Origin of the sequence: Actinoplanes utahensis (assembly GCF_016862455.1) — a bacterium.
Classification (GTDB): Bacteria; Actinomycetota; Actinomycetes; order Mycobacteriales; family Micromonosporaceae; genus Actinoplanes; species Actinoplanes utahensis.
This window is the reverse complement of sequence record NZ_BOMZ01000051.1, coordinates 126299-141729: the sequence shown is the minus strand read 5'-3', so window position 1 is coordinate 141729 and position 15431 is coordinate 126299. Positions and strand designations below refer to the sequence as shown.

Genomic DNA, 15431 nt, shown 5'->3' with positions numbered 1-15431 from the left:
CACAGACATGGGTACGCGTGACGAAGTGCGAGTTCTGGTGCTGGCCGGCGGGCTGTCCTACGAACGGGACGTGTCCCACCGATCCGGCCGCCGGGTGCTGGACGCCCTCCGGTCCACCGGTCTGACCGCCGAACTGCACGACGCCGACGTGTCCCTGCTGCCCGCCCTTCAAGCCGACCCGCCCGACGCGGTGGTGATCGCCCTGCACGGCGCCACCGGGGAGGACGGGTCACTACGCGGCGTCCTCGACCTGTGCGGAGTGCCCTACATCGGCGCCGATGCCCGGACCGCCCGGCTCGCCTGGGACAAACCGTCCGCGAAATCGATGCTGCACGAGGCCGGGATTCCGACACCGGACTGGGTGGCACTGCCGCACGACCGGTTCTCCGAACTCGGGGCGGTCGCGGTGCTCGACCGGATCGTCTCCCGGCTCGGGCTGCCGCTCATGGTGAAACCCGCACAGGGCGGGTCCGGGTTGGGAGCCGCGGTGGTGCGGGACGCTGCGGACCTGCCGGCGGCCATGGTGGGTTGTTTCGCGTACGACTCCACAGCTCTCGTCGAGCAATACGTGACCGGGACCAACGTGGCGGTGTCGATCATCGATTCGGGGGCCGGTCCGGAAGCCCTTCCGATCGTCGAGATCGTCCCGCGCGACGGGGTGTACGACTATGCGGCCCGCTACACCGCCGGCCTGACGACGTGGCACGTGCCGGCGCGGCTCACGCCGGAGGTGGCGGCGCGGGTCTCGGAGACGGCGCTGGCGGCGTACAAGGCCCTGGGCCTGCGTGACCTGTCCCGGATCGACGTGATCGTGGCGGAGGACGGGGAACCGCAGGTGCTGGGGTGCAACGTGGCCCCGGGGATGACGGAGACGTCCCTGCTGCCACTCGCGATTCAGGCCGCCGGCGTGGACCTGGGCGCGGTGATGAGCGCCCTGGTCGAGCGGGCCATCGCCCGCAACTCCCACTGACCGCTCCGGCCGTCCATGTGGCTGCGGGCCGGTTTCCCTCACCCGGAAGCCGGCCCCGGCTGCTACCCGGTCTGCGGACGTAGCAACGGCCCGAGTTCCGTCGGCCTTCAACGGTCCCTCCCTATGTCCCGCCGGCCTTCAGCCGTCCTTTCCCACGTCCTGCTGGGCTTTGGCTGTCCATCCCCATGTCCCGATGAGGTCGGGTCATCCATCCCCCCGTGCGTTGGACTTCGGCCGTCCCTTTACGGCGATTCTCATCAGCCGCCGTTCGCCGCCCGTATCCCCGTCTTCCGCGCCGAACGTCATCCCGAGGGTCGCCGGATGATCGCAATGCCGGCCGCAATGCCCGCTCGCGGGCGCCCACGGCGCCGATTGGTGTGGATTCTGACCATGCTGCGCACCACAGCTTCCGGCGCGCCTGTGGTGCTGCTCTACGCCGCCTACCTCGCCGCTTCTGCCGTCCCTGGCGCAGGATTGAATGTCGCGGTCGAGAATCCCGTTGAAGTACGCGCGACGACGCGCGTCCGGCACGTCAGGAATGCGAAACCTAGGGGTAGGTACGCGCTCAGGGAACCGCTGGGCCGTACGGTGTCTCGGCCGCCTCGACGTCACCGAGCGTCGCCGGACGTCGACCGCTTTCCGGGTCGGCATCCGTGCCGGACGGCACCGGGACGCTGAAGGTGGAGGGGGATTCCCACTCGATATGAGCCGGTTCGGCGTTGGCCTGACCACCGAAATCGGCGAGCCAAGCCGCGACGAGAGCCACGTTCTCCCGCCACTTCGCCTCGGGAACGACCGGAAGAATGTCGTCCCAGAGCGACAGGAACGTCCCCCGAAGCTGCAGCCGACCATAGGGCCGGGCCAGGAACCACATGTGCAGATGGGCAGAACCGTCACCCCAACGATTCACATGAACCCGCGCCACGCCGTCCAGCGACCGGATCGCCCTTTCCAGCCGGACTGTCATCACGCCGAGCTCCGCCGCCAGCAGGTTCGGAAGGTCCCCGAGGTCCAGGTGCGACCGGCACTCCAGGATCAGAACCATGGGAAGACCGGTCGGCCGATCCATCGCCCGCACCCGCCAGCGTTCGCTCACCCAGATGTAGGCGTCGTCAGGAGTCCCACAGGCCACACAATCCGACCCGTCCTCACCGCTCCGAGGCGGCTCGACGTCCACAGGCGGCGCTAGTTTCTTGACCCGCATATCGCCTTCGAACGGGAACGAAGGCCAACGAGTGAAGTCGGGCAGGGGGGTGGTGTTCTCCGACACGACGTGACCTTAGCCCAGCCCGCAACGACCTGTCCCGGGTCAATTTCGCACGACTGAGCGACTTGCCTCGACCGCCTCACCGCGCACTGTCACGTCGACGATCGTGAAGGTCCCGTCATCCACACACCCATCCCCAAGTTATCCACAGGAGTTATCCACAGGCTCGCTGGTTTCACGTGAAACTCGACGTAGAACGCTTGCGCACCCTGTGGATAGAGCGGTGGACGACGTCCACAACATCGGCATCGTTTCACGTGAAACCTGCCACGTCCCACCATCAACAGGCGTCACACACAGGTTGTGGATAGTGGAGTCCGCGCATGTCTGCATCTCCGCCATCTGTCTCTCCGACGCCACCCCGCCCGGTTCTACGTCGTAGATCATTAGCTCGTCGGCACCCTCGAAATGCGCTCGCACGAACGCTTCTCGCATACGAGGCGCCCGTCGTCCCTCGTCTCGGAGGGGTCACCGTGCGGCCCCACGACCTACCGTTGGAGGACGGGTCACTATGCGGCCTCCTCAACCTGTGTTGTGTGCTCTACATCGGTGCCGATAGCCGGGCGACCCGATCTGCCTGGAACAGACCCATCACCGAGTTGTTCTCAAGCCGTGCTGAAAACTTTGCGTCTTCTGCCCGCCTGACACCCAGCCAGTCCCGGCGACTCGTTCTCATCGCCGTACAGACCCGCGCTCGGGACCCACCCATTGGAAGCCAGCGGCACAAACCAACCCGGGCTTCGCTCAAGATGCCACCGCGGCGGGCGGATGCCGACAGCCGTGGTGCCGCTGCGAGGTGCAGCGCCCTGCTTGATGTCGAAGCTATTGCAGGCTCAAAACCGGCCTGTTCCTTGCGGCATCGCCAGATCGGCAGTTTCCGGAGACAAAGGTCGCCGCCCACGACGCAAGCACAACGCGGTGTGCCTCCCCACGTTGGTTCAGATCCACTGACACACCAGGTCCGCTCGACGGAGCCGGTCGCCTCCCGGAGCAGCCGCTCACAGAGCTCGGCAACACTCCCCGCAATTCCACCCGTCGCCTCGTCAGGCAGGTAGAGCACCCCGCCGCAGAGTCATATCCGGTCTCCGTGCGGGAACCGGCACCCCGAGGGCCGCGGCGCGATGAACTTAGGGCTCCGGCGACGGGAAGCACACCTCGGCATGGGTCGGCGCCGGCGTCCATGCGGCGATGGCCTTCAGCCGTGGTGAGCAATGCACAAGGCGTATCCGACAACGAACAGCGGTAAGGGCGGCGCGAGGCGCGCGGACGGCGCGGGGCGCGGGGCGCGCGGACGGCGCGGGGCGCGGGGCGCGCGGACGGCGCGGGGCGCGGGGCGCGGGGCGCGAGGCGCGCGACGGCACGGGCACGGGCACGGGCACGGGCGAGTCTACGGTCATCTGATAGCCGGTCTCGCGATGCGTGAAGCGACCTGCGGGCCTTGTAGGGAACGAGCGACTGCAGCATCCCGACGAGCCGGCGTTCCACCTCGGCCCCGTACCGCGACGGGTGGTTGGTCTCGATCAGCAGCCCGACCTGCCGCCCGCTGTCGGCGACCGCCTTCAGCAGCCGTTCCCGGGGGTAAGCACCTCTTCTGGTGCTTCAACCGACCACGGATCTCCACACCAACTCGCGTGGAGATCTGTGGTCTGAGCCGAGCCGCAAGTCTCCACGCATGTGCTTCCGGAGCGTGCCTGGACACCTGCGGTCCAATTCGAGCCGTAGATCGCCACGCGAGCGGTTGGAGCGGGTGTGGACGAACGGCGAGCCCGTAGAGGGGGTGAGCGGAACCACCGCATCAGCCCGCAGCCCGCGTGTCGGCCGCAACCCACCGCACCCACCTCGCGCGGAGCAGGCGGGACGGCCGCAGTCCGACGGAGAGCGGCGACGACCGTACGAAATGGGAGGTAGAGAGAGACGACAGGTAAACCGCAACGCCATCGTCATCATCTGTGTCAGCACTGGTCGTGACCGGGGTGCGGTCCACCGGCGCGAACCGCTGAGCCGGCACGACCTGGTCGGCATGGGCGCCGTGAATTCGGGAATCAGCAGGCGCCTGCGTTCTAGCGGCGCTGGTCTCACCCCTCGGCTGCCACCATCGTTTCCTAGAACTTGCTGTGATCGGCCGTTCTGGTCACTGGCAAATCTCGCCCGCCACAACGGCTGCACGTCCTCGCCTCTTCAACGCAGCCTCGAGAGCGGGCAACATCAACGAGCTGCTTGCCGGCCTCAACCGGAAACACCGGTTTCACGTGAAACCGAGTGGACACCGAATGCTGCGGCTCGCAGAAGGCTCGTTCGCTTCGTCGTAGAAGACAACGGAGGCTGGAAATCCTCACACCTTCGCGGTTCGCCATGGTCTTATCCCATGGCACGACGAACGACTCGACCTTCGTTCCGACAACCGCTGGTTGGCTCCACGGCACAAATCCCTCCTGGCGCATGGGGCCATGGCACGAAGCAACCTCCCGTCGGATGGCCACCCGCTCAGGGATTGAATCGACTTCTGGCCGGGTAGCCCAAGGCACGAATGTCTTCCCGCCGTGTAGGGCCCCACAGTCAGATGCACTGTTACGGCCGCCAACTGGAGGTACGCGCTCTAGCTGGCCGACGGACACGTACCGATCAAGGGCCGCCGCTCGAATGAGGGGGAAGAAGACGACCGGTTGAGCATTCGCACATTCGCGCCCCAAGTCACCGAGCGACTGCCAGTAAGAGGGGACGAAGATCCCGGAGCCGCGGAGGGTCACCGTCGTGTCCTTATCCGATTTGCGGCGCGCGACGGGCCGTTTCACGTGAAACGGCTAGATCTCTGTTTCACGTGAAACACGGCCCGGACCCGGCAATGCAACGCAGTCGGGGCCTTCACGCCTATATCGATCCAACTCGGAGACAACCGCCCGGTGGTCAGACAGAACCTTCCGGAAGACACGCCTGAGCATGCTCCGGGGCAACAGGATTCGGCTCCGGATCTTCAAAGGTCACCAGCAAGGATCTTGGCAAGCTGAACGAACGCGGGCACTCAGCCTGGCGCGGGCGACTCGAGAAACGCCTAGCGGGCATGGAGGCACGGCGACACAAAGGATCCGATGGTGGCACGAAGGCACGGCCGACACGAACAGGCCTCGGCAGGCGCTGGGGACAGCCGGTGCCAAGAACCGTTAGCGGCACAGAATCGCGGCCTGAGCTAAGCAACGGAGGCGGGGCTCGAAGACGCTGCAAGCGAGAGGGACTGCAAGGGCTGGTCGGGAACCCGTACCTACGCCGCTGAAAACTTCTCTAGGCACGGCGGGCAGCGGGCTGCGGGCAGCCGGGCATCAGACGACGGATGGCGAGCAGCAGACGACGGCGGCAGACGGGGGCGGCAGACGGGACGGGCGGCAGACGGCGGGCTGCGGGCCGGCGTGACTGTTCATGTGGGTGACTCGCTTCGGCTGACACCGCGTGCCACTCGCTGGATCGGCTCCCGGAGTCGACGCGCCTGCTTAACGTCCCGTCCCGCACAGTCGCGCGTCTCATGAGTCTGGATGCTCGTTGCTTCCGCTTCATATTGCGGCTGAGGCTCGAGTCTTTGGATCGCCACCTCGTGCATCACGAAGTCCTCGAACCGGGGGGCACGTTGGCCGGTTTCCGTGCGGGAGACGGCCAGACCATCAGGTGCCGGGGCCGGATCGGGCGCCGATCGCGCGCCTCAGACGTGTTTCGTTCCAAGCCCTGCGAGGCAAGCGCCGTCATTGCACAGTCCGCATCCTTATAGGGCGAACAAGGCGAACAAGGCGGATAGGACGGATAGGACGGATAGGGCCAGGAGAAGCAACCTGGATCCGGAGAACGCCATGTCACACAATGGCGCGATGGGCTGGATCAAGCATGGGGTACGGATCGCAGCGGGCATTGCCCGTCGGCGACCGAACGAGCAGCGGCTTCGGGCGGCTGTGAATGGGCGGATCGTTCTCGTCACCGGAGCGTCGGAAGGTATCGGCGCCGCGACGGCTCGCCGGCTGGCAGGTGCCGGGGCCACCGTACTGCTGGTGGCCCGGACCGTGGGCCGGCTCGAGGAAGTCCGGGCGGAGATTGTCGCCGCGGGCGGGGAAGCGTTCGTACACCCAGCTGATCTTTCCTCGTCTCAGGAGGCGGCGGCCTTGGCCGTGGATCTGGTCGGCCGGTATCGCCGGATCGATGTCGTGGTCTGCAATGCCGGGCGTTCCATCCGGCGGCCGGTGGCCGACACTGCCGACCGCTTCCATGACATCGAACGCACGCTCAGTGTGAATCACCTGGGTCCGGTGCGCTGCTGCTGGCGCTTCTGCCGGTCATGCGTGCAGCCGGCGGCGGGCAGGTCGTCAACGTGTCGACTGCCGGGCTCGCGATGCACTCGCCGAACTGGTCGGCCTATCACTCCTCCAAGGCGGCGTTCGACACGTGGCTTCGTGGGGCCGCCGTGGAGTTGCGGCGGGATCGGGTGACCGTCAGTACGGCGTACCTCAGTTTGGTCCGCACCCGGATGAGCGCACCCACCGCGCACTATCAGCATGTCCCGATGATGTCCGCAGCGGAGGCCGCCGACGTCGTCTGCCGGGTGCTGGCGCATCGCCGATCCTGGTGGCCGTGGTGGGCCCGCATCGGTGTGGTCGTTTCGGCGGCTCTGCCCCGCACCGTCGAACGGGCGTTGGCGATGGGCGTCCGGATGATCGACGCGGTCGAGCCGCTACGTGTTCTGGCGGCGACCGGACTGCTGCGGCCGAGCCGGCTGGTGCGACTTCTGAAGGCCAGCCGTCGGCACGGCCGTAGTCTCGCCACGGCGTTGGCGGGTGGTCCGCCCACCGGCATCGCGCTCGTGGATGCGGACGGGCCGATGACCTATCCGCAGTTGGACTTCGTCGCCGGAATCGGTGCGAGGAGAGCAGTGACGTTGCTCGGGGTGCGGCCCGGCGATCGGGTGGGGCTGGCCTGTGGCGGGCATCGCGGTCTGGTAGCGGCAGCGGTCGGGCTGGCTCGGCTGGGCGCCGACGTGATTCTGCTGCCACCCGATCTGCCACACGGACGTCTCGTGGAACTGCTACGCCAGGAACGGATCTCCAGTCTCGTTCACGAACCGGGCGGTCCCGAGGTCGGCCTGCCCTCGATAGCCTGGCCGCATCTCCTCACCGCCGTTGACGACGAAGCAGTCCAGGACGCTGCCGACAGGGCAGTCGGCCGGCCGCCCAACACGGCGGCGCGAGAGCGGACCGGCAGGGTGGCGACTGGCGGTGGAAGACCGAAGCCGGGACGGACGTTCGTGCTGACGTCGGGCACCACCGGGATACCGCGCGCTGTGTCTCGGCCGCTGTCGGTGGGCATGCTTGTCGGACCGGTGACTACGCATCTGCGGCTCACACCGGTGCGCCGTGGGGAGCCGATCGTGGTGGCGACCCCACCGCATCACGGGTACGGCCTGACCTATCTGTCCGCCGGCCTGATTCTGGGCGCGCCCGTGGTGCTGGTACCCGGCGGCGATCCGGAACGGATTCTCCACGCGGTGGCCGACAACCGGGCCGGCCTGTTGTTCGCGCTACCGATCCAACTACGCCGGATCTGTGAGCTGCCTGCCTCACGATGGCCGGCGGCCCTCGGCTCGTTGCGTGGCATCGTCAGCGGTGCCGCACCTCTGACGGCAGACCTGTCCGCACGGCTACGCGAGCGATTCGGGGATCGGACGTTCAACATGTACGCCACCACGGAGGCAGGCTGGGCGGCGATGGCCACACCGGCTGATCTGAAGGCAGCCCCGGCACGGTCGGACGGGCTCCTCGCGGGGTGCGGATCCGGATCGTCGATTCCGCGGGCACACCGTTGTTGCCCGGGGAGACCGGCGAGGTTCAGATACAGGGCTGGCACCCGGACGGCCGCTGGCTCGCGACCGGAGACCTCGGCCACCTCGATTCGGCCGGCCGGCTGTTCGTCGACGGGCGACTCGACGACATGATCGTCTCGGGCGGCGAGAACGTCTATCCCGGGCCCGTGGCCGCCGTCATCACGGAACATCCCGACGTCTCCGACGTGCTGCTGGAATCGGTCGCCGACCCGGAGTTCGGCCAGCGGCTCCGGGCCACCGTGGAGATCCATCCCGGCCGGGCCCTGACGGCTGATCAGTTGCGGGACTGGCTGCGCCCGCGGCTTTCCGACGCCGAGCGTCCGCGCGACCTCAGCATCGTCCCCGCCCTCCACCGCACCGCCACCGGCAAGCCGCTCCGGAAGCCCGAGGTTTCACGTGAAACATCGCAGCACCGTGACGGCTGACACGGGAAGGCGGACACAGGATGACGTGTCGGGACCACCGTGGCGATTGCTGGGCGAGCAACCGAGCGAGCCCATCCGGACGACCAGGCCCGTGCCGACAGGAAGGCCGTCGGGGAAACAAGGCGAGGAGCGGTCATGACCCAGGCGAGTGGACCAGGATGCGCGCCAGCCGGAACGACCGGCGCAGCTCGCCTCGGCAGATGTACGTCGGCGCTCGGACGGACACGCAGCGGCGAAACCAACCCCGCGAGGACATCGTCGGGGACGGTTTCCATTCGGCGCGAGACTACTCGGACGCGGTCGCGCTGACCCAGCGGATCGATGGAAGCTCGGGCATGGGGACGACCTACGGGGATAGGGCTGCGGGAAGCCTAGAACGTCTCGACGGGCCTTCTGGAACGGCTGAACTCCCCGGAACACCTCGCCTCGAAATCCCAGGAGAATCGTTCTGACAGAACCCGCTTCAGGGCCGCGAAAGCCGAGAGCGGTGGCCGAAACAAAGAAGGCGCGTGAATTTTCACGCGCCTTCGACAACTGGGGAAGCGGAGATCACTCCTCGGGCTGATCGCCCTCGCGAGCGGCGCCCTCTTCCTCGACCCCGATCATGCTCACTATCCGCTCAAGGTCATCAACCGTAGCGAACTCAATGGTGATCTTGCCCTTGTTCCGGCCGATGTCCACCTTCACCCGAGTGTCGAACCGATCCGACAACCGCTCCGCCAGATCGTTCAACGCGGGCGCGTGAACCTTCGCCCGCCGAGCCGGAGCGGTCTTCTTCACCACGGTGTCGTCCGAGGCCGCCAGATGCACGATCTCCTCGGTGGCTCGTACCGAGAGCCCTTCCTTCACGATCCGCTCGGCGAGCGCCTCCTGGGCCGCGTTGTTGTCCAGCCCGAGCAGCGCCCGCGCATGCCCGGCCGACAGAATCCCGGCCGCCACTCGCCGCTGCACCGCAGCGGGCAGGTTCATCAGCCGGATGGTGTTGGAGATCTGCGGTCGGCTGCGACCGATCCGCCGCGCCAGTTCCTCGTGCGTGGCGCCGAACTCTTCCAGCAACTGCTGGTAGGCCGCGGCTTCTTCCAGGGGGTTGAGGTTGGCCCGGTGGATGTTCTCGAGCAGCGCGTCCCGCAGCATCGCATCGTCCGGCGTGTCCCGCACGATCGCCGGAATGCTCTCCTTGCCGACGGCCTGCGCGGCCCGCCAGCGCCGTTCACCCATGACCAGCTCGTACCGGCCGTCGCCGAGGTCACGGACCACGATCGGCTGAAGGAAGCCGACCTCCTGGATGGAGGTCTTGAGCTCTTCCAGCGCCTCTTCGTCGAAGACGTGCCGCGGCTGCTTGGCGTTCGGCTCGATGGCCGACACCGGCAGCTCAGCGAACCGCGCCCCCGGCACGGGAGCGAGGTCGAGTTCCGGTGCGGCAGGAGACGGAGCCGGGGCAGGCGGAGGAACATCGGAAGGCGCGGGTGAAGACGCCGGGGCCAGGTCCGCCGGCGAGGAGGGCGCCTCGACAACCGGCTCGGAGAGCACGTCGACGGAGGTCCCCGTGTCCCCGGCAGGCGCCGTGGGGATCAGCGCGCCCAGGCCACGCCCCAGGCCACCCCGCCGGTTCTTCATGCCGTGCCTCCCGTGTTGACGCCACGCATCGCAAGCTCCAGAGCCGCCTCGAAATAGCTGGTGGCTCCTCGTGAACCCGGATCGTAGGTCATCACCGACTGGCCATAACTCGGTGCCTCGGAAACTCGTACATTCCGGGGGATCACCGCGTTCAGCACCTTGGCACCGAAGTGATTCCGCACATCCTGCTCCACCGCATCCGCTAGACGCGTACGCCGGTCGTACATCGTCAGCAAGATCGTAGAGACATCGAGGGTCGGATTCAGGTGCTGACGCACCAGGTTGATGTTGTTGATCAGCTGATTGAGACCTTCCAGCGCGTAGTACTCGCACTGGATGGGGATCAGGACCTCCTGCGCCGCGCAGAGCGCGTTGACCGTCAGCAGGCCCAGCGACGGCGGGCAGTCGATGAAGACGTAGTCGAACTTCTCCGGGTGACCGGCGATGGCCCGCGCGAGGCGTGACTCACGCGCGACCACCGAGACCAGCTCGATCTCGGCGCCGGCCAGGTCGATCGTGGCCGGCACGCAGTACAGGTTCGGGATGCCCTCGACCTGTTGCGCGACCTCGGCCAGCGGCACGTTGTCGATCAGGCAGTCGTAGACGTCGGGCACGCCCGCGTGGTGGGGGACGTTCAGGCCGGTAGACGCATTGCCCTGCGGGTCAAGGTCAACCACCAGCACACGGTTGCCGTGAAGCGCGAGCGCCACGGCCAGGTTGACCGTCGTGGTCGTCTTCCCGACGCCGCCCTTCTGGTTGGCGACGCAAATCACCCGCGGGTGGTCTGGGCGCGGCATGATGATCTCGCCGCTCGGGTTGAGGATCTGCACAGCTCGCAACGCTTCCATGGCAAGGGGCGGATCGTCCTCATCCGCGACCGGCGTTTCACGTGAAACATGCTCGACGGGCTGCGCCGGGACACCTGGGGCAGGGGCCGGAGCAGTCGCCTGTGTACCTATTTGTGGCAGTGGAGTGCCATATCCGTACGCCGGCGGGTGTTCATAACCACCCGCACGGGGCTGCGGAACGTTCTGTTCGCCAGCGTGCAGCCCGCCCACGCTCACTCCCGACGGCCTGTCGAGAGGCGACTCGGTTTCACGTGAAACACCGTACTCATGCACCGCTTCATCCCTGTTGGTTAGGAAGGGGTTGGCTGGCAGAACGTGCGCTCCGGCAAAGGAGATCCGGTCCACACTATCGACATCCGGCCAGCCTACGGGTGTCGGGCATGTGTCGCCATGGTCGTATGTCCGATCCGGCGAGCACAGCGTCGCTTCATCGTCTTCCAACAACGCGGCAATCACCATGACGCCGGGCACAGACGGCGACGATCCCCTCGTCCGTGCACGTCAAATTCCCGATCAAACCCTTGCGGGGTACGACCGGAGCACCATCACCAGCCGACCACAGAACCGCTGAGCGGCTCACTACGCCCTCGCACGTACCGATCCCGGATCCGACCCCGGTGAAGATCCGAAAACGGCCTGACCGCGGCGTCAGGCCGTTCAAACGGTCTAACGCCGCCGAGTCTTCTTCCTCCGGTCGGCGCCGTCGGAACCGCGGGATCCGCCTCGGCTGGGCGCGGAGGTACGGCTTGCCCCGCCCGCCCGCTGGCGCCCGGGAACGACATGCCGCTCCTTGACGATCTCCACCACCGTGGTGGGCGGCTCGATCAGGCCGCTCCCACACATTCGGATGACCGCCTCGGCGCCACCGAGGCTCTCGATCGCCGCTCGATGCTCGGCGATCTCGTCGGCCGCCGACGAGCCCTTCATCGCCAGCAACCGCCCACCGACCGCCGCCAACGGCAGGCACCAACCGGCGAGCTTGTCCAGCGCGGCGACCGCCCGGGCCGTCACCACGTCCGCGCCGGGCAGGTCGACCTCTTCGGCCCGGCCCCGCAGCACTGTGACGTTGTCCAGCCCCAGTGCGTCGACCGCTTCCTCGAGGAAGGAGGTCCGCCGGGCGAGCGGCTCGACCAGCGTGATGACGAGGTCCGGCCGGGCCACCGCGAGAACGAGCCCCGGCAGTCCGGCACCGGAGCCGATGTCGATCACCGAGGCGCCGGGCTGGATCAGCGGCGCCATGACACCACAGTTGACGAGATGGCGGTCCCATAGCCGGGGCGTCTCCCGCGGCCCGATCAGCCCACGTATCACGCCTTCGGTGGCGAGCAGCTCGGCATACCGGCCGGCCAGGCCGAGACGCTCACCGAACACCTCGGCAGCCGAAGCCGGTGGGGCGGCGACAAGGGCCGCGGGGGAAGCAGCGGCGGGGGACGAGGGCGCTGGGAAAGACGACGGCCCGGGCGATACGAAGCCCGGGCCGGTGTCACCCGCGCCGTGGCGGGAAGTGCTCACGATCAGTCCGCCACCCGCACCATGATGCGCCGGTTCGGCTCGACACCTTCGGACTCGCTCTGCACGCCGGGGATCGCGTTGACCACGTCGTGCACGCACTTGCGCTCGAAAGCCGACATCGGCTCCAGGCGGACCGGGTCGCCGTGCTCCTTGACCTTCTCGACCGCGTTACGGGCGACCGCGGCGAGCTCCTTGCGGCGGGTGGCCCGGTAGCCGCCGATGTCGAGCAGCAGCCGGCTCGGTGAACCGGTGGCCCGGAAGATCGCCAGACGGGTCAGTTCCTGCAGAGCCTCGAGGGTGGCGCCACGCTGGCCGACGAGAGGCTGGAGACGCCCGCCGACGACCTCGACCATCGGCCGGCCGGCGGAGACCAGCTCGTCGATGTCGCCGTCGTAGTCGAGGATGTCCAGCAGACCCTCGACGTAGTCCGCGGCGATCTCGCTCTGCCGGAACAGGTCGCCGTCCGAGGCGACGCTCTCCGACTTCTTGCCCTCCTCAGCGCCGGCCGACGCGGCGGCAGCCGACGCGTCAGCGGAAGCCGTGGCATCAGCGGAAGCCGCCGAGTCAGCGGGAGCCGATGAGTCGGCGGAAGGGGGAGTGCTGGTGTCGGTCACGGTCTCATCTCCGTTGTCACTCGGGCCGGACCGAAGTCGGTCCGATGTTTCCCGTACCGGATGCGTAGCCGTCGGCACGGGGAGGTCTGTGAAGCCAAGGGGTGCGCCCGGACCTGAAATGGGCCCGGGCCGCGATCATCCCTTGGGTTTGTTCGCCGGTCGGGCGCCCTTCTTCGGATTCACCGGTTTGGCGCCGGGCTTGGGCGCGAGCGCCTTGGTGTCGACGACCGGGATGGCCGGCTCCTCGACGGGCTTGCGGCGGAAGAGGCCACCGGTGCGGGCCGGCTGAACCGGGCTCTTCGCGCCGGCGGTCTTGGCGCCGGCCGCCGGGCGGGCCGCGGCGCCGCCCTTGTTGGCCATCTGCGGCGGCGGGAACTTACGGAGCACCCACTGCTGCTGAGCCAGGGTGAAGAGGTTGTTCGTGACCCAGTAGATGACCACACCGATGGGGAAGAGCGCGCCGGAGAACAGCAGGGTGAACGGGATGCCGTAGAGCATCAGCCGCTGGATCATGAGCTGCTGCGGGTCCTCGGCCCAGCCGGTCTTGAGGATCATCTGGCGCTGGGTGAGGAACGTCGTGGCCATCATGACGAGGACCAGGACGGCGGCCAGGATCTTGACCGTGGTGCCGTTGGCGCCGAGGACCGACAGCTCGGCGGCGGTCGAACCGAACTTGGCGCTGATCGGCACGTTGAACAGGTGCGCCTGGGCGGCACTGTTGAACTGCTCGAGCGGCCAGCCGTACAGCTGCTTCATGTCGTCGGGCAGGGCGGGCTTGAGGTGCTGGAGCACGTGGAAGAGGCCGAAGAAGACCGGGATCTGCAGGAACATCGGAAGGCAGCCCATGAGCGGGTTGGCCTTCTCCGTCCGGTACAGCTCCATCATCTCTTTCTGGAGCGTCTCCCGGTCACCCTTGTGCTTCTCCTGCAGCGCCTTCACCTTGGGCTGCAGCGCCTGCATCGCACGCTGGCTCTTGATCTGCTTGACGAAGACCGGGAAGAGAATGACCCGCAGCGTCACGACCAGGAAGAAGATCGAGAGGATCCAGGCCCAGTTGGTGCCGAGGACACGGCCGTCAGGTATGCCGATCGCGTCCCACAGTGAATGCCAGCGCAGAAGGATCCACGAAATGGCGTAGTAGATCGGGTCGAGACTCAATCTAAGCTCCAGTCACATCGGCAGGACGGTGACGGATCGGGTCAGGCACCGGGTCATACCCGCCAGGGTGGAAGGGATGGCATTTGAGGAGCCGCCAGATCGCCAGGCCCGTACCCCGGATGGCACCGTGGCGCGCCAGGGCCTCCTGGGCGTACGCGCTGCACGAGGGATAGAACCGACAACGGGCCGGCAGCACCGGACTCAAGTATCGACGGTACGCGACGACCACAGCCGTCAGGAGCCGGGCGGCCGGGCTCATCGTGGCCGCCGGGGTCTACGGGCGGCCACGATCGCACCTTCGAGATCGGTGGCGAGAGTGGTGTACGCGGCGTCGGCCGATGCCGGCAGCGCCCGGATCACCAGCGATGTCCCCGCGGGAAGCTCGCTGAGCAGTGGCCGGACCAGGTGCCGCAGACGACGGCGAACCTTGTTCCGGACCACCGCGTTGCCCACCGCTTTGGATACGACGAAGCCGGCGCGCGCCGTGGAGGCGAACGCCGGCTCGTCGATAAGCAGGTGAACGACCAGGGTTCCGCGGCCGGCTCGACGGCCACCGCGAATCGCTGCGGCGAAGTCCGCGCTACGCCGCAGTCGTTGCGCCGCGGCTAGCACGACTACCTGGGCATTCCGACCCGACTAGCAGTCGGCTCAGGCCGACAGCTTGTCGCGGCCCTTGGACCGGCGGGCAGACAGGATGGCGCGACCGGCACGGGTGCGCATGCGCAGCCGGAAGCCGTGGGTCTTGGCACGCCGGCGGTTGTTCGGCTGGTAGGTGCGCTTGCTCACGTGAGAACTCCGTCTTCGTACTACGTCATCAGGGCATCCGCTGCAAGACGCCACTTTAGCAGAGCGCGGCGGAGCAACCGCCCAACCCTACGCAGGCGCTCAGGGACGGTCAACCATATCCTGGGTCGGCACGCCGACATGAGCGGGTGGCAAGCCCCTACCAGGTCTTTCCGTGCACGACGTGAATCTTTTCTTACCTGCGGGTAGGGGATGGCCCGGACAGCGGTTGTAGTCCACCTGCCGCCGCTGTTAGCGTGCGCGGTTGCTGGTCTCACTGGCCGTTCGCGCACCGCGGAGCGGCGGCCAAAACCGGACAAGCAGGTGGATCGTTCGCCACGGTGAGCCTGTTTGCCCACCCGCGCCATCACAGGCTCCGGTAAACC

General features: G+C 67.5%; 12 protein-coding genes and 1 pseudogene. 4 read left to right on the top strand and 9 right to left on the bottom strand.

The window, feature by feature from the left end; translation table 11 throughout:
• Positions 1-7: 7 nt before the first annotated feature.
• Positions 8-970 carry a D-alanine--D-alanine ligase family protein gene (locus Aut01nite_RS19915; protein WP_373871516.1) on the top strand — a complete coding sequence of 321 codons (963 nt, stop codon included), beginning with the start codon at positions 8-10 and terminating at the stop codon, positions 968-970.
• Positions 971-1535: 565 nt separating this feature from the next.
• On the opposite strand, the gene Aut01nite_RS19910 is transcribed toward Aut01nite_RS19915, so the two are convergent.
• Positions 1536-2240 (bottom strand): hypothetical protein, encoded by a 705-nt coding sequence (locus tag Aut01nite_RS19910; protein ID WP_373871515.1) that lies wholly within the window; start codon positions 2238-2240, stop codon positions 1536-1538.
• 3830 nt (positions 2241-6070) lie between these two features.
• On the opposite strand from Aut01nite_RS19910, the pseudogene Aut01nite_RS44860 reads away from it, so the two are divergent.
• From Aut01nite_RS44860 to Aut01nite_RS19895, 3 genes and pseudogenes are all read left to right on the top strand, one after another.
• Positions 6071-6693 (top strand): annotated as a pseudogene (locus Aut01nite_RS44860) (SDR family NAD(P)-dependent oxidoreductase); the annotation flags it as partial.
• Between the two features lie 228 nt (positions 6694-6921).
• Positions 6922-8199 carry an AMP-binding protein gene (locus tag Aut01nite_RS19900; RefSeq protein ID WP_161790713.1) on the top strand — a complete coding sequence of 426 codons (1278 nt, stop codon included), beginning with the start codon at positions 6922-6924 and terminating at the stop codon, positions 8197-8199.
• Positions 8196-8513, top strand: a complete 318-nt coding sequence (locus Aut01nite_RS19895; protein ID WP_083999644.1) for an AMP-binding enzyme — start codon at positions 8196-8198, stop codon at positions 8511-8513. Before Aut01nite_RS19900 ends, Aut01nite_RS19895 begins: the two co-directional genes overlap by 4 nt.
• Before the next feature lie 549 nt (positions 8514-9062).
• Here the strand turns inward: Aut01nite_RS19895 and Aut01nite_RS19890 are convergent.
• The 8 genes from Aut01nite_RS19890 to rpmH all read right to left on the bottom strand — a co-directional run bounded on the left by Aut01nite_RS19890 (position 9063) and on the right by rpmH (position 15048).
• On the bottom strand, positions 9063-10130 hold the full coding sequence (locus tag Aut01nite_RS19890) for a ParB/RepB/Spo0J family partition protein (protein WP_043529678.1): 1068 nt from the start codon (positions 10128-10130) through the stop codon (positions 9063-9065).
• The gene (locus Aut01nite_RS44345) at positions 10127-11449 is read right to left on the bottom strand and encodes a ParA family protein (RefSeq protein ID WP_275409707.1); all 1323 of its coding nucleotides are present in this window, start codon (positions 11447-11449) and stop codon (positions 10127-10129) included. Before Aut01nite_RS44345 ends, Aut01nite_RS19890 begins: the two co-directional genes overlap by 4 nt.
• Before the next feature lie 195 nt (positions 11450-11644).
• A complete protein-coding gene (gene rsmG, locus Aut01nite_RS19880; RefSeq protein WP_043529683.1) occupies positions 11645-12349 on the bottom strand; it encodes a 16S rRNA (guanine(527)-N(7))-methyltransferase RsmG in 705 nt (234 codons plus the stop codon).
• A gap of 143 nt (positions 12350-12492) precedes the next feature.
• Positions 12493-13104, bottom strand: a complete 612-nt coding sequence (locus tag Aut01nite_RS19875) for a Jag family protein (protein ID WP_204037595.1) — start codon at positions 13102-13104, stop codon at positions 12493-12495.
• A gap of 135 nt (positions 13105-13239) precedes the next feature.
• Positions 13240-14262 carry a membrane protein insertase YidC gene (yidC, locus tag Aut01nite_RS19870; protein ID WP_043525831.1) on the bottom strand — a complete coding sequence of 341 codons (1023 nt, stop codon included), beginning with the start codon at positions 14260-14262 and terminating at the stop codon, positions 13240-13242.
• A 1-nt stretch (position 14263) separates the two neighbouring features.
• Positions 14264-14521, bottom strand: a complete 258-nt coding sequence (gene yidD / locus Aut01nite_RS19865; RefSeq protein WP_083999092.1) for a membrane protein insertion efficiency factor YidD — start codon at positions 14519-14521, stop codon at positions 14264-14266.
• Positions 14518-14874 carry a ribonuclease P protein component gene (gene rnpA / locus Aut01nite_RS19860; RefSeq protein WP_043525830.1) on the bottom strand — a complete coding sequence of 119 codons (357 nt, stop codon included), beginning with the start codon at positions 14872-14874 and terminating at the stop codon, positions 14518-14520. The genes yidD and rnpA overlap by 4 nt, the downstream gene beginning before the upstream one ends.
• Positions 14875-14910: 36 nt before the next feature.
• Entirely contained in the window at positions 14911-15048 is a 138-nt protein-coding gene (gene rpmH / locus Aut01nite_RS19855) for a 50S ribosomal protein L34 (protein WP_043525828.1), read from the bottom strand.
• Positions 15049-15431: the final 383 nt, after the last annotated feature.